Raw genomic sequence first — 22,973 nt, forward strand, 5'->3', positions numbered from 1 at the left:
AAAGAGGCCATCCGGCCTCTTTTAACGATGAAAAACATCGTTAAATCTCGATAATGCTTCCCGAACGATGAAAAACCTATTTCGGACTCTCGGGATAGGCATTCAGTTTGAGCGGGTGAGTTAATCGTCCAGATCACCAAGGCCAAACAGACGGCCCGGCCAGCAAGGTTCCCTCCCTGCGTAAGCTCATTAAAGAAGGCATCCGCGAGCTGTAGCTGGCGGGTGCCTTCTTTAATGAACATTTAAGCCAATATTGAGCTTTGTTACGTAGGTTGTTATGCAGATTAACTTGCCCCCCCTATAACCGCCCCATGCGGCAGCGCTCCTCAATTTCCGTCCAGCTCGTGAACAATCGGATAATATCCTCCAGCTCCAATTTCTCGCCAAGCTGAACTTCGATAAATTCGATATCACTCAGTGCGCGAATGCTATGTAAGGTTCCAGCGGGAATTTGCAGCACATCCCCAGGATTGACGAAAAGAAATTCATTGTTAAAGACGAATTCCCCGCTCCCGGTAATGATCGTCCAGCATTCGCTGCGATTCAGATGCAGATGATAACTCAGACTTTGCCCGGCTTTTATCTGCACAAGCTTGGTAATGGCTTCCTGCCCATTCTCCGATCGCTTATAATCCATCACCCGGTAGCTGCCCCATCGGCGCTCTTCATACATCGGACGTTGCTCAATGCTTGTGAGCATTTCCTTCAGCCTGGAGCTGCTCGCTTTGTCCGTGACAAGAATCCCGTCCGGGCTTGCTGCAACTACAATATCGGATACGCCAATTACAGTTACCAGCATATCGAGCTCATTAACGACGTGTGTATTTGCCGACTCTTCACAAATCAGACCTCTTCCGACCAGGTTCACACTCATCTCTTCAGTCAGTGTATTCCATGTGCCCAGATCCTTCCAACAGCCCTCGTAAGGCAGCACGGCAATGTGATTCGCCTTCTCCAAGACCTCATAGTCAAAGCTGATCTGAGGCAGCTTGTCATACTGTCTGAGCATTTCCTCGAATTGGATCGGGTAGCCCTTTTCAATCAGCAAATTAATCAAATAATTAAGCTTAAAGGCAAATACGCCACAGTTCCAAAATGCACCTTCAGCAATCAGGCTTTTGGCCTCTTCCTCGCAGGGCTTCTCCTTGAAATGACTCACCCTGCTGTAGCTATTGTTGTTGCTGTTGCTGCTGTTGCTCCCGTTGCTGCAGCCACCGTCCTGACAATTCTCCTCCTCAAGTCTGTTGCAATCCGGTACGATATAGCCATATTTTTCTGAAGGATACGTTGGCTTTACGCCGATTAACGCAATATCTGCCCGAGATTCATGAACAATAGTTTCCAAATCCTTCAGCTTTTCAAAAAAATCGCTTTCTACATAAGGGTCTACTGGCAGTACAGCAACTACTTCATTCAAGCTTGTTCCAACAATGGAGTATAAGTAAGTGGCAATCAACGCAATAGCGGGAAACGTATCCCTCCGCTGCGGCTCGACGACAATTCTCCCTTTGTCCCCCAGCTGGTTTGTAAGGATGTCCACCTGGCCTTTCCCTGTGGCAATCAGCGCATGCTGCACCAAGCCGGCTGATTCCAGCTGACGCCATACACGCTGCACCATCGACTCCATTTCCCCTTGTTCATTCATCAGCATCTTTAGAAACTGCTTCGACCGCGCCTCATTAGATAATGGCCATAAACGCTTTCCCGAACCGCCAGATAACAGAGCAACCTTCATAATTCCCTTCCCTTCTCTACAACCGGTATTTGAAAAAGACGCTGCTTGAAATACTTGGCGGGAGCTCCAGCGTGAATTTCACCACCAGGAATATCCTTTACAATCGTGCTCCTGGCAGCAGCTACAGCCATTTCTCCTATCGTTACCCCTGGATATACAAATACATCACTCGCCACCCAGGCGCCATCCATGATGCGAATAGGCTTGGTTATTAATCCGAATTGAATATCTGTGAGATCATGGCTGCCCGTACATAGATAGCTTTTCTGAGAAATCACGCAGTGCTTCCCTACTGAGATCTTATCCAGACTGTAGAATTCCACCCCATCGCCTACCCAGGAAAAATCATCGATCGAAACCTTCCATGGGTAGGTAAAAGTCGCCGATGGACGAATTCTCACTCCACTGCCAATTTGGGCGCCAAACAAGCGCAGCAATGCTCTTCTCCAACCATTCATAGTGTGGAGTGAAAAGCGAAATAACGTCCCTTGCACGAACCACCATAAAAGAACAACAAAGCCGTTCCTTCCCCTTGAATACCCTTCCTGGGTGTAGAGGTCCAGTCTAACTCTGTTACTTTGAGGAGCATTATGCCTGTCCAGATTCACTTGCATAGCGTCATCCACATTCGTAAACATCCCCGTGTTCATATCCATGCCTTCATCCACTTCTGCTTCTGTAATCATACCGTTCATCGCTCCAAAAGCCTTTCTTCATGCATAGTTTGCCCGGCATCAAACATGCCGGAAAACGAAACCTCGAAATCCTTCATAATAGATTCCATGCTCAATTCCCGGACAGCATATTCGCGGGCTTGCCGGCCAAGCTTGCTGCATGTACTTTTGGAATAGCACATCCTCAGCAAGCACTCCGCCAGTCCTTCTGCATCACCAGGAGGTACAAGCCATCCGGCTTCTGCTTCCATAATGGCATTGTATACGGCCGTATCCTCCTCAGCCGTAGCAATAACCGGACGTCCGCTTGCCAGCATCCCGGTTAGCTTGGATGGCATAACCAGATCGGATATGCTCTGCTTCTGGATCAGGGTATGTACATCAGCCGTATTCAACAGCTCATTTAATTTGTCCAGAGGCTGTAGAGGAAGGAATCTGATATTGGTCAGCTTCCTCTTTGCTGCGAGCTGGATCAGAGTCTCCTTAACCTGACCGTCTCCGCATAACAGAAACTGAATACGCTTGTAAGGCTGGAGCTTCTCCGCTGCATCCAGCAAAATCTCCAGCCCCTGCTTGGCTCCCATATTGCCTGAATAGAGCACTATAAAGTCGTTCTGATCCAAACCCAGCTCCCGCCGAAAGCTTGTCTGCTCCGGCAAAGGATAAATAGCCGTTGTGTCCACCCAATTGGGAAAATAAACAAGGTTCTTATCCGGCACTCTCTTGCTTTGCAAGCGGCTCAGCATCGGCTGAGAAATCGTAGATACCCTATTGAATCCCTGCATTAATTTTGATTCCATACCTGTGATGACTGCCTTCAGGAACTTTTTCTTCGGCAACAGCCCCAGATCAAATGCAGCGTCTACTTCAAAGTCCTGCACATGAAGCCATGCTTTGATCCTGAATATTTTGGCTAGGATAAGAGCCGCCGGAGAGATAGCAAGCGGCGGTTCAACAACCAGCATCAGCTGGGGCCTCCACAGCATCTGCACCAGCATAACCGGCAGGCTGGAAACAGCAAAGGAGGCAAGGTGCATAATCCGCTTCAGCCCCGACGCCTGCCTGGGAACCCAGACCGGACACCGCCATACTTCGGCTCCGTCGATCTGTTCTTTGCGATACTTACCAGCCGAGTAACCGCTTTGCACTTTCCATTGCGGATAATAAGGCGGCACCGTAACTACTCGCACTTCGTATCCCTGACTGGTCAGCCAGCGGACCATTTCCCCGTTGTATTTGCCTATTCCCGTAAGCTCCGGAGTGAAATTAATGCTATATAGCAATATCTTCTGGGTTTTCCGTGACACGTTCATTCCCCGTTCTTCCCTGTGGATTTCCGCATGGCTTAAACTACAGGAATCAATCTGCTCTTCATTGCCCATTCCACCCGCTGCAGATCAGCTTCCACCATGATCCGGATCATCTCCTGGAAGCTCACTTCCTGCCTCCAGCCCAGCTTTTCCTGCGCCTTACTGCAATCGCCTAGCAGTAGATCTACCTCCGCAGGACGAATAAATTTGGGATCAATCACCACATGATCCTCATAATTCAAGTCGACATGTGAGAAAGCCGTCTCCAGTAGTTCCCTTACCGTATGCAGCTCTCCGGTAGCAATCACGTAATCGTCTGCCGTGTCCTGCTGCAGCATAAGCCACATCGCCTTGACGAAGTCTCCGGCAAAGCCCCAATCCCGCTTGGCGTCCAGATTGCCCATTCTCAGTTCCTTCTGCAAGCCCAGCTTGATTCTGGCCACACCATCCGTTACCTTACGGCTGACAAACTCAATGCCTCTCCGCGGTGATTCATGATTGAACAAAATGCCTGAGCTGGCGAATAAATCGAAGCTTTCGCGATAGTTCACCGTTATCCAATGACCATATACCTTGGAAACACCATAGGGGCTTCGCGGATAAAAAGGGGTGCTTTCTTTTTGCGGCGTTTCCACCACCTTGCCGAACATTTCACTGCTGGATGCTTGATAGAACTTCGCCTGCGGTCTTGCAATGCGCACAGCCTCCAATATATGGGTCACGCCGAGAGCTGTTATTTGCCCTGTAAGCAAGGGCTGCGGCCAGGAAGCCTCCACGAAGGACTGGGCCCCCAGATTATAAACCTCATCCGCCTTTGAGACCTGAATCGCCTCTATTAAAGAAGACAAATCCGTTAAATCACCAGATATCCATTCAATTTCATGCTTGAAGGCCTCTACATTTTCATAATTTGGCGTGCTTGTTCGGCGTCTCAGCCCGTAGACTTTGTAGCCTTTTTGCAGCAATAGCTCAGCTAAATACGATCCATCCTGCCCTGTCACGCCTGTAATCAGTGCTTTTTTCATAATGGCCTCCTATTCTAAATCCCCAGCAGTATATTTTTGACTGGCGCCTGATTGTGTAGAAACCATGTATAGGTTTGCTGTAAACCTTCATCTAACGAGGTAACCGCTTTCCACCCAAGCCCGTTAATTTTACTGACATCAACCAGCTTTCTTGGGGTTCCGTCCGGCTTACTTGCATCATAACGAATAGCTCCTTCGTACCCTACAACCTGTCTGATCCTATCAGCCAGTTCATGAATGGCAATATCTTCACCTAAGCCGATGTTAATAATCTCACTGCTTTCATAGTGCTCCATCAGGAACAGACAGGCATTGGCCAGATCATCGACATAGAGAAATTCTCTTCTCGGCTCTCCACTTCCCCAAATCTCCACAAAAGGCAAGCCCTGCTCTTTCGCTTCATGAAACTTTCGCAGCAGCGCAGGAAGCACATGTGAATGCTGTAAATCATAGTTGTCATTTCGGCCATATAAATTCGTAGGCATAACGGAAATGAAGCGGGTTCCATATTGGCGGTTGTAGGCTTGGCAAAGCTTAATACCGGCAATTTTGGCTACAGCATAAGGTTCGTTCGTAGGCTCCAGCTCGCCAGTCAGCAAATACTCTTCCTTCAGCGGTTGTGGTGCCAGCTTGGGGTAAATGCAGGTGCTGCCCAGAAACAACAGCTTCTTCACTCCAGTTTGATACGCCGCGTCGATGACATTATTTTGAATACAAAGATTATCTCGCAAAAATTCAACGGGATGCTCCCGGTTGGCCATAATACCGCCCACCTTGGCAGCAGCCAAAAATACATATTCAATCCGCTGCTCCGCAAAAAAATCATTCACTTGCTCATCGTCTCTCAAATCCAGCTCACCTGATGTTCTGACTACAAGATTATCGAAGCCTTCTTCCTGCAGCTTGCGATAAATAGCAGATCCTACAAGTCCACGATGGCCTGCCACATAAATTTTGCTTAATTTGTTCATGTCCATATCATTCGCCCGCCTCTCTTTGTCAAAAGGCACCCTTGGCACCTAATAGTGCACGGAATGTCTTCAGAATTATTTTCATATCCAGAAAAAGACTTCGCTCTGAGATATACCGCAAATCCAGCTCAATCATCTGTTCGAAGTTCAAATTGCTGCGTCCGCTTATTTGCCAAAGCCCTGTACAGCCTGGTATAACCCGCAAACGCTGCATATGGTAGGAGGAATAGTGCTTAACCTCCATAAGCAGCGGTGGCCTTGGCCCAACGAGACTCATCTCTCCCCTAAGCACATTCAGCAGCTGCGGGAGCTCGTCCAGACTTGTTTTGCGGATAAATTTGCCGATTCTCGTAATTCGTGGATCATCCTTCATTTTGAACATATGGCCCTGTACTTCATTTTTGTCGATCAAACCTGCAAGCAGCTCCTCGGCATTAGCTACCATCGAACGAAACTTATACATGCGGAAGGGCTTGCCGTCTTTTCCCGATCTCATTTGATAAAAGAATACAACACCTTTGGGGTCATCCAGTTTGATCAACAGCGCAATCATAACAAAAATCGGCATAAGCAGGATGATTCCTATACTCACTAATACGACATCCATAAGCCTCTTCATCCATAAGTAAGCTTGCAAAGTGCGAGAGGAGCGCTGTATCCGACTTTCATCCAAACTAACCTTCCACTGCGTATTCATCTTCTCACTCCTAACCTGTCACATATAATAGTAAGATGAACTACCGTCTTTTGGAGACATTATATTGTTAATAACGACACCGAGCACCCTCGCCTTGACATGTTCAAACCCTAGCAAAGACTTTTGGACGAGCTGCTGCTTGACCTTGCCGTAATGGACAACCAGCAGCACCCCATCGCACAGGGTTGAAAGAATCTGAGCATCGGTTACCGCCAAGGAAGGAGGCGAATCAATCAGGATTAAATCGTATTCAGCATCTAGCTGTTCAAGCAGGGCTTTCATTTTTTGGGAAGCAAGCAGCTCGGACGGGTTAGGCGGGACGGGGCCCGAAGGGATTATGGATAAATTGGGAATGTCCGTCTCCAAGATAGAACTGGCAGCCTGACCTTGGTTAATCAAAACATTCGTAAGGCCGTACCGGTTCGACTTGACAAAAAAATGATGCAGCGCAGGCTTTCGCAGGTCAGCATCAATGAGCAGCACCCGTTTATTCTCTTGTGCAAACGTAACCGCCAAATTGGCTATCGTTGTCGATTTCCCTTCACCCGGCTGTGATGAGGTCACGAGGATTCGCTTGATCGCTTGATCCACCGCGGAAAAGGTGAGGTTCGTTCTAAGTGTTTTATAGGATTCGGATATGATGGATTTAGGGTTTGTGTTAGTCACCAGCAGGTATTTATTTTTACTGGTTGGCACTGACATATGCGGATTCACCTACCTCTCTATGTGTTTTCATGGCCAAATTTGTATTCATGTCTTTGGATTTAATTTTGGAAATCAGGCCGAGTGTCGGAACACCCAAGCGTCTCTTGACATCTTCTTCCGTTTTGATGGAATCATCCATATATTCGAGAATAATCACAATTCCCAGTGCCAGCATAAAGGACAAAATCAAACTAATCACTACGTTCATTAGCGGATTAGGTTTAATGGGCTCTGGGACGCTGTATTCGTTAGCTTCATTTAGAATAGTTACATTGTCCACCTTCATAATGGTCGGAATCTGATTTTTGAACACTTCCGCTATCGCATTCACCATGCGGGCTGCCTGGACATAAGAATGATCCTCCATACTTAGCGTCATGACCTGACTCTCGTTCCCAGAGCTCACATTCACTTTTTCAATTAGCTGCTTCGAGCTCAGACCGAGCTCAGGGTACTGTTCAACAACTTTATTCATAATTGCTGGTGTCTTCATTATTTCCTTGTATGTATTGATGAGCTTGATATTGGTATCAATGCTTCCATAGTCGATGACTTGTGCGCCTTGAATCTCCTCTGCCTTCGTGACAATCAGCTTTACATCTGCTCCGTATACGGGTCGAATGAAGTTGTAGCTGATAATTCCGGTGGCGACACTCGCTGACAGCACGATTGCTAGAAGGAGCCACAATCTTTTCCGGATAATCTTGATGTAATCCTTGATTTCAAGTTCCATCTTACCCTCCGTTTGAAAATAGTTTAACTAGATACGATATGTATCTTTAATCAATAATTTACGATACATATCGTATCTTGTCAAGCAAAATTCTATGATTTTTCATATTTTCACAATCTTTATCTTTCTTTGGAATATAAAGAAGCTCCTATTCTCATTTCGGTTCCTTCCAAGCAGCGGCTGCTTGGCTTGATCCTGCATATTTTTCCTCAAGTATCAACAAAATAGGCGAAAATTCTGCATTTTTCATTTTGTTATCAGACAAAACACTGGTATAATAAGTCTAAACTAGTGGTTATACTACTAATATTCCTAATTGAAATGTGAGGAAATGAAAGATGATAAGATATGGGGACAGAATTGCCCTCTTACGTGAAAAACATGCACTTACCCAAGAAGAGCTTGCCAATAAGCTGGGCATTTCAAGGGCTGCACTTTCACATTATGAAACCTCTCGTAGAGAGCCTGACTATGAGACTATGAATAAAATTGCTTCCTTCTTTAAAGTTTCTACCGATTATTTGTTAAACAGATCTAATAATCCCGAAGCTGTTCTGGATGAAGATGTCAGGGATTTTGTGGATAGCCTGGAGCTTTCTGATGAGAACATTATGGAAAAATTCGCCTTAACTGTAGATGGCAGAAAACTGTCTGCAGAAGAAGCCAAGCGGTTCATTGCTTTTGTGAGAGCCGAGAGATCCTTAGAGTAGAGCAAAGCGCACAGCAATATACAATGGCCAGAGCTTTAACCGCTAATAAAGCTTTACGATGTACATAACCCAAGATACATTTCGTATCTAACCAGGCGGTCTTCCCCCTGTCTGCTTCCCTCATAGCTCGGCGAGCCTTTTATCTGCCTGCATACCTATGTACTTGAGAGTGACCGATGGTGCAGAATGATTAAAAAGCTCGCGGAGTACGGAAACATTTTTTGTTTTTTGATAATAGTGATAACCGAACGTTTTGCGCAGCGTGTGTGTGCCAATATCCTGAAGCCCGGCTTGCTTGGCCGCTTCATTCAAAATACGGTATACCCGTATTCTCTTAATCGGCTTGCCTGTCCGCTGCGAAGGAAACAGAAAATCATAATCATCCATATGGACGACATATTCTTCAACCCAATCACGAAGCTGGCTGGAAACAAGGAATGACTTGCTCTTGCCTGTCTTTCCTTCCTGAATGGTCACCTTGCTCTTACCTTTCAAATCCCCTACCCTTAGCTTCAGCAAGTCGCTGAGATGCAATCCCGAATGAATACCAACCGTGAACAACAGCCAGTCTCTCATGGATTGCCGCTTCAGTATTTCTTGAATTTCTTCGATTTTTTCCTGGTCTCGAATGGGCTGGACAACTTGCATGCAGGTATACACCTTCCCTTTTCAAATCCGTATTTTTTAGATACAATTCGTATCAAAGAAATTATAGCATAGCTTGTATTTATTTCAAATAGGTTTCTTTAAGAGATTTCACCTGCTCCATGTCGGGAATCCAATAGTATAAACGCGTCTTTGACAAAGCATCGGTTTCATAGCCGCCATGTCCCGGAATTTGCTTGTACTGAAATTCGTCCGACTTCATTCCTTTAAACAGCCAGGCGAGGCTAATCAAATCGGAATCCGTGAAATTCGTATCCAGAATATCCTTTTTGATTTTCGCTAGCAGCTCGGCCACCCGCGGCAGCTGCTCGGGCTGCAGCAGCTCCTCGGCTACACTCCGCAGTATTTTCGCCTGCTCGGCCTGCCTTCCGAAATCCCCGTCCGGGAATGCCCATCGCTCCCTAACCAAGCCGAGTGCTATTTCGCCGTCAATAAGCTGTGTTCCCTTATGCAGCGTAACATTAACCGCTTTTAAATAAAGCTCCTTTTCAACCTCAACCTTCACACCTCCTATGGCATCGATCGCATTCTCAAACCCTTGAAAGTTCGTTTTCATATAATAATTAATCGGAATGTCCAGGAAATTGCTGACTGCTTTGATGGCCGCTTCTGTACCTGCCCGATTACCGCCCTCTACCTCCCCCAGGATATGCGCGTGATTGATTTTGGTATACCCAATACCGTTAATTGAAACACGGGTATCGCGTGGCAGAGAGAGAATATGTACCTTGCGCTCAGCTGGAACGACTCTCATCACCATCATTACATCGCTTCGTGAGCTTTCTGTTTTTCTGGCATCAATCCCCAAAATAAGCACGTTGAATGCTTTCGGTCCCTCCGGGTCTGCTTTCTCAGCCATAGCCGGGTTTGCTGCTGCCGCTGCGCCCATGTTCAAGGCACCAGCCTCAGCAGGATTATTCTCCTCCCTTACAAACGAGCTTCTCCACGGCACTGCCAATTGAAGCCCCATCTGTTTAGCCGGAAGAGCTAATACAGGAACGTTCACTTTGTTAAAATGGCGTTCAGGCTCCAAATGCCAATACAAATAACTTGCCAGGCATATACCGCCCGCTAATACTGAAACAGCCATGTAGGTCCACCTGCGCTTCATCACTTCCACTTCCCTTTCTAAAGAGCAATTCGTGCAATTCGGTGCTATCCGGTGCTATTCCCCGATACGTTATGTATGATACAAAACATATATGATACGAATTGTATCACTTGATATGGACAAAGGCAATATCTTTTATCTCAAAAAAATAAGGGAACACAAGAGTTCTCTGTACAAGTTCCCTTTGTTAAAATTTCCTGCGTGAGAGCTCCATTCATGTTAGCTTCATTCATTGATAGCTCCAATTGACAGCTCCATTCGTAAAGTTGCCTCATGGTGCTATTCTACCTTTTGTCCGGAAGCTTTCCTCAGCTCATTGGCCAGTCTGTTGAATTCTTTTCTTGCTGAGGCATTTTCCGTACTGCCCCAAGCCGCGGATAGAAAAGCAATGATTTTATTGGCATCCTGCGGTTTCATCATATAGCTGTCCTCCTCCTTGTCCTCCTTAATGACTGCCTTATCGTACTTCGTCAAGCCATTTTGTTCGATAATGATTATGAGCTTGGCGGCATAGGAAGGGTCTGTTGCATAACCTGCATACTGGAGCGCTTGACTCGCTTTGATATAATTACGCTCGCCTATTACAGCAGCGTATCTCGGGTTCATTTGGAGCAGTCTGGAATGATCGCGAATACTGTCCAGCCAGCTGTCATATACCCTGAAGCCGTCAACGATTCGAACCCACTCCCCATTTATATACTCGCTGGTTGTTAGCCGCTGCCCCGTTCCTTTAATGCCAAATAAATTATTGCCTGAGGCGCTGCTCCCCCACCCGCTTTCCAGGATCGCTTGCGCAATGCTTACACTTGCAAGTATGCCGGAAGCCGCCATATCTTTCTGGGCTGCCGGACCGATTGCTGACAAGAAGGCTTGTTTATTCATGATTGTCCCCCCTTTATACTAATATATGAATTATCCTCTCTATTTGATCGGGCGATGGCTGCCCTTCATAGTGCCATCACCACCAGGAGTGGTTTGCGACAAACAAAAAACCACCTGCAGAAAAGGTGGTTTTTTGAACTATCGTTTTTGTTAGTGTCACTTATTGAACGCCAAACTGTACATCAACCATTCTCTAGGTGCTCATATGGTTTTATTTCCCTTAGGTAATAGTCATATAATTGATCAATAGAAGAACTGGAGAAGATAGGAATGGCCCGTTCAATTTTCTCACGTTCCCAATCGAACCAACGCATTTCCTTTAACTTTTCGATTTCTTTGTCTGTAAAGCGTTTCTTTATCTCTTTAGCAGGGTTGCCGCCTACTATCGTATATGGCGGGACATCTTTTACAACAACCGATCCTGCCGCAACAATGGCACCTTCACCAATGTTCACGCCGGGCATAATCATTGCATTCATGCCAATCCAGGCATCACTTTCGATGATGGTATCCCCTTTGGGTTCGTAAGAGGTTTCAATCTGCTCCGCAAAAGGATACACGGTAATCCATTCAGGATGATGATTGTGATTCCCACCCATTAAAATAATTACACCACTTGCAATACATACGTAATTTCCTATAATCAATTTATCTAATACCCAACCATAGTCTTCGATGGGGTTAAATAGCCTTCTTGATTTTTCATCTCCCCAAAGGTATCTAACGCACCCATCTTCAAAATCATGATGACCGTAATAACCAGAGTAATAGGAATACTCCCCTACTTCAATCATTGGGTTGGTTACAATATCCTTTAGATACTTAGTTTCTGACCAGTGGTTAAACCGATGTTGTTTCATACGTTTCCCTCGCTTCTAAGTCATATAAATCATATTTTCACTTAGAAGCTTAATGCAGTAGCAACATTCTTAAGCCGTTTCAAACGACGAACCATCGTTCTCATCCTTTTCCTATTTGATGGGAACATTGTAACAAACGAATCATTTGTTCGTCAAACCAAAGAGAAAGGGCCAACAGCGCTGGCACCTTTCTCTCTGGTATTCCCGATTGCGGCTTCTACGCTTCTAGGATAACGGATCCACTAAAGCTTTCTCGCCTTTTTGCAGCTGATACATCTTGAAATACCTGCCTTGGAGCGACATCAGCTCATCGTGATTTCCCCGCTCGACAATCTCGCCGCGGTGCAGTACAAGGATCTGATCGGCTTCACGAATCGTTGAGAGTCTATGCGCAATGATGAAGGTCGTTCTGCCTTCACTGACAATACCGAGAGCCCGCTGAATCAAGCCTTCTGTTTCACTGTCAATGCTGGCGGTAGCCTCATCCAAAATAAGAATAGCCGGGTCGAATGCTAACGCTCTGGCAAAGGAAATCAGCTGCCTTTGACCGGAAGATAACGTACTTCCACGTTCCACAACAATCTCATCATAACCATTAGGAAGCTGCTCAATAAAGGGAGCGGCGCCCACATCGCTTAAGGCCTGCTTCACACGGTCTATTGTAATCTCTTTATTATACAGGCTCACGTTAAACTTAATATCCCCTGCAAAAAGGAACGGATCCTGCAGCACAATCCCCATATGCTTCCGAAGCGCCTGCTTGGAAAACGTGGAAATGTCACGTCCGTCAATCGTAATCATACCCTCATCGATCTCGTAGAAGCCCAGCAGCAGGTTCATGATCGAGCTCTTCCCTGAGCCTGTATGTCCCACAAGCGCCACGGTTTCACCTTTACGAGCCTCGAAAGAAATCCCTTTCAGCACAGGCTCTCCCTTTTTATAGGAAAAGGTCACATCATCGAATTTCACGACGCCTTCCGGACGGCGCACTTGCTCAGTCTTTTCTACTTCTTTCCCTTCGATATCCATGATCGCAAATACCTTTTCTGCCGCGACAATCGCCCGCTGGGCATTCGTCAGCTGGTCGAAAATACCGATAATCGGCTGAAAAATCCGCCCCAGGTAATCGATAAAGGCATAAAAGATACCGAATGAAATCGCAGTTTGCAGCGACTCACGGCCAAAGTACCAGATCACCATCGCCGTCAGCAGGCTTCCGATAGTACCAACAATATTACGGGAAGATAGTGAAAAAACTCTAAATTGCTTGATTTGATTTACATAGCGATCCACATTCAAGGTCTCAAACTCTTCTATCGTCCGCTGCTCACGGCGAAAGGCTTGAATAATCGGCATAACGGCGATGGATTCATTAATCATTGCGTTCATATCACTTAGCCGCGCACGCATTATGGTTATAAAAATTTTCGAATATTTCAGATGAATCCACATAATAAGCGCGAACAGCGGCGGAAGCAGCAGTGTGAATAGAGCCAGCCGTGGATCCAGAATAAATAAAGCAATGTAAATACCGAGCAATTGAACGAGGCTGACGACAAAGGTCGCCATAAAGCTCATAAATAAATCCCGCACAGCCTCCGTATCATTGGCAATCCTTGAAACGACCTGTCCGATTGGCGTATTGTCAAAAAATCGCAGCGGAATTCGCTGAATATGCTGCATCAAATCCATTCTCATGTTTTTAATAATTCTTAGCGCCGTTGATTGCAGGGTATAAGCCTGAATAAAATTGCTAATACCCGCTGTCACCAATAGCCCCAAATAAAGCCCAAGCAGGCCAAAAATAGACGAAAGCTCTTTATCAGGTCCAGAAAGGTGTTCAATAATCGTCTTGATAATAAAAGGACCCCCGAGCTCTGCTCCGACCGCACAAAAAAGAATAAGCAAAGCTCCAAGGATTCTGAACTTGTAAGCAAAAGCATAGCGGAATAATCTTTTCGCCACTGTAGGCTTTGGATCTGGATTCATTTTGACCTCCTCATGTTAGGTAGGGATGGGACATTTGGACCTGATTCGGGTGGAGCCTTGCCATCAACAATGATTATTCAGCCAGACTGGCTTCCATCTGTTGACGCTCCCACTGCTGCTTGTACCAGCCTCCGAACAAAATTAACTCCTCGTGAGTGCCCTCCTCGATCACATGTCCATCATCCAAAACAAGAATCCAATTGGCGTGGCTGACTGCCGATAAGCGATGAGTCGTAATTAAGGTCGTTTTGCCAGCACGTTCCTGCCGAATACTATGCAGGATCTTGTTTTCCGTCCGCGCATCTACAGCCGATAAGGCATCATCAAGTATCAGAATCTCCGCATCGATCAATAGTGCACGCGCAATCGCTACACGCTGCTTTTGACCGCCGGACAGCATGACGCCATTTTCCCCAATCACCGTCTCCAGTCCCTGCGAAATTTGGGCAATGTCCTGGGTGAACGAAGCCATCTCCACAGCCCGGCTGATTTCATCTGGAGTTGCGTCCGGCTTGCCAAGCGCTATATTTTCGCGGATTGTCTTTGATAGCAGCAGATGCTCCTGCGGGACGTAAGCGACCCAGCTCTTCATACGTTCCAGGGGTATCTTTTCAACAGGGGTATCAGACAGATACAGCATCTCTTTGTCTATCGGATACTGCCGCATAAATTGCTTGAGCAATGTACTCTTCCCGCTCCCCGTCTTGCCTACGACACCTAATGTCTGTCCGCGTTCTAGCCGGAATGAGACTCGCTCCAGGCTCGGATGGTTAGAGGCAGGATACTTAAACGTTAACTCTTTCATCTCTATACTGAACGGTAATTTTACCTCTCTAAGGTTATCCTCATCCTTGATATCCGGCTTTTCAGCAAAAGCCACCTCCAGACGGTCCGCAGAAGCACTTCCACGCTGAAGAACGTTAATAAATTCGCCGAAGGAAATCATCGGCCAGATCAGCATGCCCAGATAAATATTAAAGGAAATCAGCTGCCCCAGCGTTATTTGCCCTTCTATAACCAGATACGACCCATAACCAATGCCAATCGTAAAGCTGATCCCGACAATTAACGAAATCAGGGGTTGAAACATCGCATTGAGAATAGACACCTTTTTATTCTTGTTCATTACATCTGAAGTAACGCGGTCAAAAGCCTCCATATCCTTATCTTCCTGAACGTAGGAGCGAATGACGCGCATACCCGATATCGACTCCAGCGCATGATCATTCATTTTACCGAAGGAAGCCTGTGCATTCAGAAAGCGGGATCTCACCTTTTTACCCAAAAAATTAATCACAACAGCCAGAAAAGGCAGCGGAACAAGCGCGGCGAGCATCAGCTTAAAGCTGATCAACGAAATCATTGTCACAATGACCACTGTAGCTCCAACGAGTGTATTGACCAGCGTCATGACTCCATAACCGGTTGTTTGGCCGATAGCCAAAATATCATTGGTCGCCAGCGCCATCAGCTGTCCCGTGCTATTGCGCTGAAAAAATCCCGGCGTCATCTTCGTTAAATGCTTCAGCAGCCTGCCCCGCAGTAATTTCTCTACGAGTGCCGAATTGCCAAATAATGTAGTGATCCATACATAGGTCATCACGTACAGTAAGATTGAGAGACCGATCAAGAGCCAGACGGTATTGCTTAAGCCCACGGCCGTTAAATCCCCCTTACTGATATGATCTACTGTATTGCCAATCATCTTAGGCGGAATGGTAGAAAGCAAGCTCACCAAAGTCATAAGAATAATGGCCAGTGTATACTGCGCCCACCTTATTTTGAAAAACCATTTCAAGCGAATGACAAATGACATAAACACACCCTCTTTTTACAAAAGATTATCTACTTATCATCGGTGTTTTTGCCTAAAATTACAAGCTGATTTTTACTAGATAACAGTATAGTTGCAACTCTTCCTTCTATGATATAATAAAAGGTGGTTCGTGGAAAAGAATATACATTCTTATTTTAAAATATGCAGGATTGAAGGACGGATCGGGATGAATTTTAAAAGAAAACAGTTTTTAGGCTTAAGCATTACCCTTGTGCTGATGCTTGCTCTGATGAGCTTTGTTATTATCATGATGAATTCTATTAATAAAAATACTACAGAAATCGTAGACGACCGTTACAAAAAATTAAAAAACATTACCGAATTCCACACGGCCTTCTCTTTTATCGATAGCGAGCTCGGTTACCTGATCAATGAACAAAACAGCAGTAAAGCACAGGAGCACTTGGAAGCTATTCAAGATGCCCGCCAAGTTGCCGCCGAGAATATGAAAGCCACGGACAGCCTTGTATTTGGCGAAACAGGCAAGCAATTGCTTGCCAAAATCCAATTCAACTACACCGAATATTCAGATGTTGTGAAGCAATTGATCGTCAATATGACAGAAGGCAATAGTCAGGCGGCCTCTTATCTATTTATTAATGCTGCGCAGGAAAGCCGCAATGCGCTTAATCAAAGCTTGAAGGATTTCAAAGATTTTCAGGAAAATTTAATGAATGAAGCTCAGCAGCGATCCAAAGATATTTACAGTAAGATGCTGCTCATTATTGGCTTAACAGCTGTAACTTCCCTGATTATCGGCACCGGGGTCGCCTTGTGGTTAATCAATAGCACCTCCAAAAGTCTAAATCAAGTCGCTAACGTAATGAACAACGTTGATTTTAATACGGCCGATCATTTGCCGCGGCTGCAAATTAAAACCAACGATGAAATCGGAAAAATTGCCATGTCCTTTAACGAAATGGCCAGCTCACTTGAAGCCTATAATAAACAAACGCTAGAATTTACCCAGCGAATAGAGCAGCAGAATTGGATCCAAACTCGGATTGCCGAGGTTTCGACCATGTCCCAGGGCTTTAACGATATCACTGAGCTTGCTCAAGCCTTTGTAGCGGCGGTATCCTCTATGCTGAATGCCACACATGGAGTGTTCTACATCCTCCAAGGTTATGGCAGTAATCAAAAGCTGGTTAAGCTCGCCTCGTTTGCCGGACAAGAAGATGATCCTTCCACCTCAAGCTTTCTTATAGGTGAAGGACTTGTTGGCCAGTGTGCCAAGGAAAAGCGGGTTTTCCTGCTAAATGATTTGCCTGACCATTATATTAAAATAGCTTCCGGCTTGGGACAATCTGCGCCCAAAAGTGTGCTGATCTCTCCACTTGAATTTGAGAGCAAAGTAGAAGCTGTGATTGAGTTCGCTTCACTGGAAAATTTCACACCCTTGCACCAGATACTGCTGGAAAACTTGCGCACTACATTCGGAACCGCAATCAACCGTGTCTGCGGCAGAATGGAGGTCGAGCGTCTGCTGCTAGAATCACAAGCTTTGACGGAAGAGCTGCAATCGCAGTCCGAAGAGCTGCAGACACAGACTGAAGAATTGCAATCGCAGGCGGAAGAGCTGCAGATGCAGCAGGAGGAGCTTCGTAGTACCAATGAGATTTTGCATCAGCAGCACCAGCTGGACCGTCAAAAAACGATTGAGCTGGAAGTAACCAAGCGCGAGCTGGAGGAATTCTCCGAGGAATTGAAGCAAAGCTCGAAATACAAATCGGAGTTTTTAGCCAACATGTCCCATGAGCTGCGTACGCCTCTAAACAGTATCCTGATTTTATCGCAAATGCTGGCTGAAAATCAAAGTGGAACGCTTACTCCTAAAGAACAGGAATATTCCAGTGTTATTCATCATTCCGGTCAAGACTTATTAACGCTGATCGACGATATTCTGGATCTATCCAAGGTCGAAGCCGGTAAAGTAGATCTTGTGGTCGAAGATGTTAATTTGTATGGATTGCCTGAGCTTATGAATCAAAGCTTTGAAATCATTGCACAAGGAAAAGGAGTTTCCTTCGAGACTCTACTCGGTTCCGATATTCCAGAGGTCATGAAAACAGATGGCCGAAGATTACAGCAAATTTTGAAAAATTTACTGTCCAACGCTTTTAAGTTTACAGAGCAGGGTAAGGTGACCTTGAAAATTGACAAAGCGGATCCATCATCCTTGAGCAAGCAGCTTGATTGGCAAAGCGGCGGCCTGGTGGTCAGCTTTTCCGTTACCGATACAGGCATCGGTATCCCGGAAGATAAGCAAAGCCTGATCTTTGAAGCCTTCCAGCAGGTAGACGGTACAACGAACCGCACCTATGGAGGAACCGGTCTTGGCCTTTCGATATGCCGTGAATTTGCCAAGCTTATGGGCGGATATATAGATATTGAAAGTGAAGAAAACAAGGGTAGCACATTTACCCTGTATGTGCCTCACATGACGCAAGATCAAAGTGAAGGAACAGCTTCACAACTAGAAGTCGCTGCTACCGCATCACCTTCAGATATCGCCGATTCCTCATCGGAAGACATGGAGCCTCCTGGCCTGCTGTCTGCCCATTCCGAGTATGCCCAGTTATTCAAAGGAAAGAAAGTGCTGCTGGTCGACGATGATGTTCGCAACCTCTACGCCTTAACTATAGCTCTTGAGAATGAAGGCATGCTGGTTAGAGTAGCAGGCAACGGCAGGGAATGTCTGGATGCCTTGTATGAGGATTCTGAAGTGGACTTGATACTTATGGACATTATGATGCCCGTTATGGATGGCTACGAGGCTATGCATGCTATCCGTCATGAGCCGAACTGGGGGAATATCCCCATCATTACTCTAACAGCCAAAGCCATGAAAAATGAGAGCGAAAAATGCCTGGAAGCCGGTGCTTCCGATTATATTAGCAAGCCGCTGAATATTAATCAGCTGTTCTCTCTTATGCGTGTGTGGTTAACAAAATAAGAACGCCTTGCGGTGTCCTTTGATGAGCGTGTTGATTATGTGGGAGCGTTGCGGAGGTAAGAGGTGTGGGCTCCAGCCGCTGTTAAAGATTTGTTCCCTGAATGGAATGGATGTGGGGATTTAACAAATCTTTAAAGGCGGACGCTATCGCTCTTCCTCCCACACCCCTTACCTCTCGCAGCTACATTCGCACGAACATCAAGCTTAAACGGACAGCTAGCAAGGGTTTTCCTCCTTATAAGTAAGTGATCCTCTCGCTGTAAAGTACTTTAAAATTCTGCGTCAAAAAAGCTCAGATCATCCCGATCTGGGCTTTTTTTTGTAGTTCACTGGAAAGTATACGTTTTGCTGTATATGCCTGGAGTGAAAATCCCCCAATTATACGGTGCAGCTTTACAGTGAAAAAGTAGACAGTGTGACCCTTCATCCTCCGAGGGAATCAGAAAGGAAGCTCAGATTATCCTATCACCACTATCCCTTTCTCTCAGGAAAGCAACTTCTGCTGGCAGCCCACTTTCGGTTTAAGCGTGATATGTTCGGCTCTTTGCAGCTTGGAGGGAACTGGGGAGGATGAGAGTTAGTAGCTTTAGTAGAAGCCAGCCCTCCGCCGACTTGAGCGTGTGCTTCATTTAACGATGTTTTTCATCGTTAAATGAAGTGTTCCAGGTCAATCCATCACTTTAATGATGTTTTTCATCGTTAAAAGAGGACGGATGGTCTCTCATGTTGGTGAAAATGGACTTTAACGATGTTTTTTTCATCGTTAAAGTCAGGATGTGGAGCGGGCCTGATGCTTTTAACGATGAAAAACATCGTTAAAGTAGCCAATCCTCTCGGTTGCGAGCTCTCGCGGGGACACTCTTCATCTCCAGCGCCTGCTCCCGCTAGGAAATCTCCGCTAACCAAGAGAAAAACCGTTGCTGGCTGTCCGTTTGAACTTGGTGTTCGTGCGTTTGTAGATGGTTCAATCTGGTTTCAAATTTGGGGAGGCAGGTTAATTAAAATCATCTCGAGCCGAATAGTTTGAAAGTTCATATACATTAAAATTTCTGATGAGGAGCTGCAGCCTATATGATGAATGTTACTCAATCAAAATTACACAACGGATCCCTCTACTGGCCCAGCACAATGTCAGACATTCCCTCCTATCCTGCACTGAATCAAAGAGTCGTTACCCAGGTTGCGATTATTGGCGGAGGAATGACGGGTGCAATCTGTGCGGCTGTGTTAGCCCGCAGTGGCATCCCTGCTGTTGTCGTAGAAGGAAACCTTGCTGCATCCGGAAGTACTGCAGCTAACACAGGACTGCTCCAATTTTCCAACGACATAATGCTCCATCAGTTAGCAGAGCAAATTGGGGAAATGGCCGCTGTTCAATTTTATAGCGCATGCAGACAAGCCCTAAAAAGCTTATCCGAGCTTGCCGATACCGCATCCTTCGAAACAGGCTTTCATCAAAGGAGCAGCCTTTATTGTGCAAGCAGCCTGGAGGATGCATCCAAGCTCTACAAGGAATACGGCCTACTCCGGAAATATGGCTTTCCGGTAGATTGGGGAGTTCCAAGCCATATTCAACACCAAGATAGTTTCCGCGAAACTGCTGCTCTCGTTACACATGGCGATGCCGAGGTCAATCCGGTGCGCTTTGCACATGGGTTAATTGATGGAGCTGTAAAGCAAGGAACCAAGGTTTTCGAAAAAACCAAGGTTCAAGAGATCGAAAGGCGGAACGGCCGATTTGTGATCCACACCGCTAACGGCCAAATTATTGCCAATCAGCTTGTGCGTGCTGCAGGTTACTTGCCAGGTATCGAAAGCTCACAGCAAATCAAACCCATACTAAGACGTTCCTATGCTATAACCACGCCACCTAACTCCCTGCCATCCTCTTGGCCTAATCACTATATGATGTGGGAGACAGCCCGTCCTTACTTTTATTTCCGCACCACACCAGACGGCAGAATTATTGCGGGTGGCTTGGATGAGAATCGGCCTGATCCCGTAACAGATTCCAATTATTTGGAAAATCGGGCCAAGCATTTGTTGGCTGAGCTGAGCAGCTTATTTCCAGAAAAGCAATGGGCAGCGGAGCATGCCTGGTGCGGAACCTTCGGAGAATCTGCAGATGACCTGCCGTTTCTAGGGGAGTCGCCAGAACAGCCTGGCCTGTTTCATGCTCTGGGCTGTGGAGGAAATGGAACTGTATATGGCATGCTCGCTGCTGAGATGCTCAAGGCTCAATTGCTCGGAGAGAAACATCCCCTGTCAGCCCTGCTCACTCCCAGAAGGGCTGGGGCAAAACCAAATACACAAATTATTTAACAAATAAACTCATTCAATAAGAAAATTCCGATAGACAACTCTGAAAAAGTATGCGAACATATTCTTGGAACATAAATACACCGTGCATCATGGTATTATGGAGGTAATAGAATTGAATGCCATACTTTTCGAATTAAAGAGCAAATATCCAGAATTAAGCCAGTGTATCCCAGATATAGAGCAAGCCTGCGAGGTGCTGACAACCTCTTACCGCCAAGGCGGGAAATTGCTTGTTTGCGGTAATGGCGGGAGTGCATCAGACAGTGAGCATATCGTCGGTGAGCTGATGAAAGGCTTTATGTCCAAAAGGCCACTCCCGGAAAATGAAAGAAGCCAGCTAAGGGATCATTTCGGTGATCATGGCAGCTATTTGGCGGATCATCTGCAAGGAGCTCTTCCGGCTATTTCTCTTGTCAGCCATAGCGCTCTCATTTCAGCTTTCGCCAATGATGTGGCTGCAGATATGGTTTACGCCCAGCAGGTATATGGATACGGAGTCCAAGGTGATGTAGTTCTCGGTCTGAGCACATCAGGCAACTCCAGAAATGTGCTGCACGCCCTTCAAGTTGCCCGTCTGCGGGGCTTGCGAACGATCGGCATGACCGGTCAAGGCGGCGGTGCAATGAAAGCAGTTTGCGATGTTACCATTTGTGTGCCATGGGAACGGACACCGGATATTCAAGAACGGCATTTGCCCATTTATCATGCCCTTTGCATTTTGCTGGAGGAGGAATTTTTTCCAAAATGAGTACTTTGGGTACATACGCTGGCGTTGACATCGGAGGAACGAAATGCGCTGTTTCCATTGGAGAAGAAACAACAGCGGGTATACAGATCTTGGCCAAGAAAAGCTTTCCCACCCCCTCTAGCCCAGAACTAGCCCTCAAGCAATTACTTGATACGCTGCAGGAGATTATCACCGAAACTTCCTCCACCGTGCTGGGAATCGGTATTAGCTGCGGTGGGCCGCTTGACAGCAGGCGGGGATTGATTCTGGCTCCCCCCAATTTGCCAACTTGGGATGGAATTGATGTGATTACACCGTTTCAGCAGAGCTTTGGCGTACCCGTAGGCTTGCAAAATGACGCCAATGCTTGTGCTTTGGCGGAGTGGAAATGGGGAGCCGGGAAAGGCTGCCGCAATATGATTTTTCTGACGTTCGGCACCGGTATGGGCGCTGGACTCATACTCGATGGGCGTCTCTATGCCGGAACTAACGATATGGCAGGCGAAGTAGGACATATGAGAATGGAAGAAGACGGCCCTACAGGATATGGCAAGCCAGGCTCGTTCGAGGGCTTCTGCAGCGGTGGAGGCATCGCCCAGTTAGCTCGTTCGATGGCGGAGAAAAGCCTCCGCGCAGGAGACTCCCCCTTGTTCTGTCCGGTTTATGAGGACTTGGCGAAAGTAACCGCGCAGAAGGTCGGGGAGGCCGCGCAGCAAGGAGATGCCCTGGCGATCGAGGTCCTTCATATCACCGCGCGTCAGTTAGGACGCGGTTTGGCCATCCTTATCGATGTCCTCAATCCCGAACGAATCGTCATCGGAAGTATTTACGGCCGCCAGCTTGCCTTCCTGGAGCCGATCGTTAAACAGGTTCTGCTGGAGGAGACACTCCCCCATTCCTTGTCGGTCTGTACCGTTGTTCCAGCAGGACTTGGCGAAAGCGTGGGGGACTTAGCCAGCTTATCTGTGGCTTTGCATACTGTATCTTTCCAGTAACCAGATGTCAAACTGTCAAACCAGATGACACTAGATGTCACTAGCACTAGAATGTTACTAGTAAGCAA

Annotated in this window: 19 protein-coding genes; 5 read left to right on the forward strand and 14 right to left on the reverse strand. The window is 46.5% G+C overall.

The window, feature by feature from the left end; genetic code table 11:
* Nucleotides 1-298 precede the first annotated feature (298 nt).
* From J2Z66_RS26955 to J2Z66_RS26990, 8 genes are read right to left on the reverse strand one after another with little or no spacing between them, the layout of a single operon-like run.
* A complete protein-coding gene (locus J2Z66_RS26955; protein WP_209975847.1) occupies nucleotides 299-1,735 on the reverse strand; it encodes a sugar phosphate nucleotidyltransferase in 1,437 nt (478 codons plus the stop codon).
* Entirely contained in the window at nucleotides 1,732-2,421 is a 690-nt protein-coding gene (locus J2Z66_RS26960; protein ID WP_245375865.1) for a WcaF family extracellular polysaccharide biosynthesis acetyltransferase, read from the reverse strand. Before J2Z66_RS26960 ends, J2Z66_RS26955 begins: the two co-directional genes overlap by 4 nt.
* A 5-nt stretch (nucleotides 2,422-2,426) precedes the next feature.
* Entirely contained in the window at nucleotides 2,427-3,722 is a 1,296-nt protein-coding gene (locus tag J2Z66_RS26965; protein WP_209975848.1) for a glycosyltransferase WbuB, read from the reverse strand.
* Between the two features lie 32 nt (nucleotides 3,723-3,754).
* Entirely contained in the window at nucleotides 3,755-4,744 is a 990-nt protein-coding gene (gene gmd / locus J2Z66_RS26970) for a GDP-mannose 4,6-dehydratase (RefSeq protein WP_209975849.1), read from the reverse strand.
* A gap of 14 nt (nucleotides 4,745-4,758) precedes the next feature.
* Nucleotides 4,759-5,715, reverse strand: coding sequence for a GDP-L-fucose synthase (gene fcl / locus J2Z66_RS26975; protein ID WP_209975905.1), 957 nt, complete (start codon nucleotides 5,713-5,715; stop codon nucleotides 4,759-4,761).
* Between the two features lie 28 nt (nucleotides 5,716-5,743).
* Entirely contained in the window at nucleotides 5,744-6,412 is a 669-nt protein-coding gene (locus J2Z66_RS26980; protein ID WP_209975850.1) for a sugar transferase, read from the reverse strand.
* Between the two features lie 18 nt (nucleotides 6,413-6,430).
* Nucleotides 6,431-7,114, reverse strand: coding sequence for a CpsD/CapB family tyrosine-protein kinase (locus J2Z66_RS26985; protein ID WP_209975851.1), 684 nt, complete (start codon nucleotides 7,112-7,114; stop codon nucleotides 6,431-6,433).
* The gene (locus J2Z66_RS26990) at nucleotides 7,095-7,850 is read right to left on the reverse strand and encodes a YveK family protein (RefSeq protein ID WP_209975852.1); all 756 of its coding nucleotides are present in this window, start codon (nucleotides 7,848-7,850) and stop codon (nucleotides 7,095-7,097) included. The genes J2Z66_RS26985 and J2Z66_RS26990 overlap by 20 nt, the downstream gene beginning before the upstream one ends.
* A 338-nt stretch (nucleotides 7,851-8,188) precedes the next feature.
* Between J2Z66_RS26990 and J2Z66_RS26995 the strand changes: the two genes are divergently transcribed.
* The gene (locus tag J2Z66_RS26995; protein WP_209975853.1) at nucleotides 8,189-8,560 is read left to right on the forward strand and encodes a helix-turn-helix domain-containing protein; all 372 of its coding nucleotides are present in this window, start codon (nucleotides 8,189-8,191) and stop codon (nucleotides 8,558-8,560) included.
* Nucleotides 8,561-8,680: 120 nt separating this feature from the next.
* On the opposite strand, the gene J2Z66_RS27000 is transcribed toward J2Z66_RS26995, so the two are convergent.
* From J2Z66_RS27000 to J2Z66_RS27025, 6 genes are all read right to left on the reverse strand, one after another.
* Complete coding sequence (locus J2Z66_RS27000) at nucleotides 8,681-9,208, reverse strand: site-specific integrase (protein ID WP_209975854.1); 528 nt, start codon at nucleotides 9,206-9,208, stop codon at nucleotides 8,681-8,683.
* Between the two features lie 79 nt (nucleotides 9,209-9,287).
* The gene (locus J2Z66_RS27005; RefSeq protein WP_245375866.1) at nucleotides 9,288-10,316 is read right to left on the reverse strand and encodes an LCP family protein; all 1,029 of its coding nucleotides are present in this window, start codon (nucleotides 10,314-10,316) and stop codon (nucleotides 9,288-9,290) included.
* Between the two features lie 300 nt (nucleotides 10,317-10,616).
* Nucleotides 10,617-11,219, reverse strand: coding sequence for a glycoside hydrolase family 73 protein (locus J2Z66_RS27010; protein ID WP_209975856.1), 603 nt, complete (start codon nucleotides 11,217-11,219; stop codon nucleotides 10,617-10,619).
* Between the two features lie 182 nt (nucleotides 11,220-11,401).
* Nucleotides 11,402-12,079, reverse strand: a complete 678-nt coding sequence (locus tag J2Z66_RS27015) for a CatB-related O-acetyltransferase (RefSeq protein WP_209975857.1) — start codon at nucleotides 12,077-12,079, stop codon at nucleotides 11,402-11,404.
* A gap of 225 nt (nucleotides 12,080-12,304) precedes the next feature.
* Nucleotides 12,305-14,068, reverse strand: a complete 1,764-nt coding sequence (locus J2Z66_RS27020; protein ID WP_209975858.1) for an ABC transporter ATP-binding protein — start codon at nucleotides 14,066-14,068, stop codon at nucleotides 12,305-12,307.
* 73 nt (nucleotides 14,069-14,141) lie between these two features.
* Complete coding sequence (locus J2Z66_RS27025; RefSeq protein ID WP_209975859.1) at nucleotides 14,142-15,884, reverse strand: ABC transporter ATP-binding protein; 1,743 nt, start codon at nucleotides 15,882-15,884, stop codon at nucleotides 14,142-14,144.
* A 187-nt stretch (nucleotides 15,885-16,071) separates the two neighbouring features.
* On the opposite strand from J2Z66_RS27025, the gene J2Z66_RS27030 reads away from it, so the two are divergent.
* The 4 genes from J2Z66_RS27030 (at nucleotide 16,072) to J2Z66_RS27045 (ending at nucleotide 22,905) form a co-directional block, all read left to right on the forward strand.
* Nucleotides 16,072-18,861, forward strand: a complete 2,790-nt coding sequence (locus tag J2Z66_RS27030; RefSeq protein WP_209975860.1) for an ATP-binding protein — start codon at nucleotides 16,072-16,074, stop codon at nucleotides 18,859-18,861.
* 1,071 nt (nucleotides 18,862-19,932) lie between these two features.
* Nucleotides 19,933-21,183: an NAD(P)/FAD-dependent oxidoreductase gene (locus tag J2Z66_RS27035; protein ID WP_209975861.1), complete on the forward strand. Its 1,251-nt coding sequence runs from the start codon at nucleotides 19,933-19,935 to the stop codon at nucleotides 21,181-21,183.
* A 112-nt stretch (nucleotides 21,184-21,295) separates the two neighbouring features.
* Entirely contained in the window at nucleotides 21,296-21,931 is a 636-nt protein-coding gene (locus J2Z66_RS27040) for a D-sedoheptulose-7-phosphate isomerase (protein WP_209975862.1), read from the forward strand.
* Nucleotides 21,928-22,905, forward strand: coding sequence for an ROK family protein (locus J2Z66_RS27045; RefSeq protein ID WP_209975863.1), 978 nt, complete (start codon nucleotides 21,928-21,930; stop codon nucleotides 22,903-22,905). The genes J2Z66_RS27040 and J2Z66_RS27045 overlap by 4 nt, the downstream gene beginning before the upstream one ends.
* Nucleotides 22,906-22,973: the final 68 nt, after the last annotated feature.

It is taken from the genome of Paenibacillus eucommiae, from assembly GCF_017874215.1.
Classification (GTDB): domain Bacteria; phylum Bacillota; class Bacilli; order Paenibacillales; family NBRC-103111; genus Paenibacillus_AI; species Paenibacillus_AI eucommiae.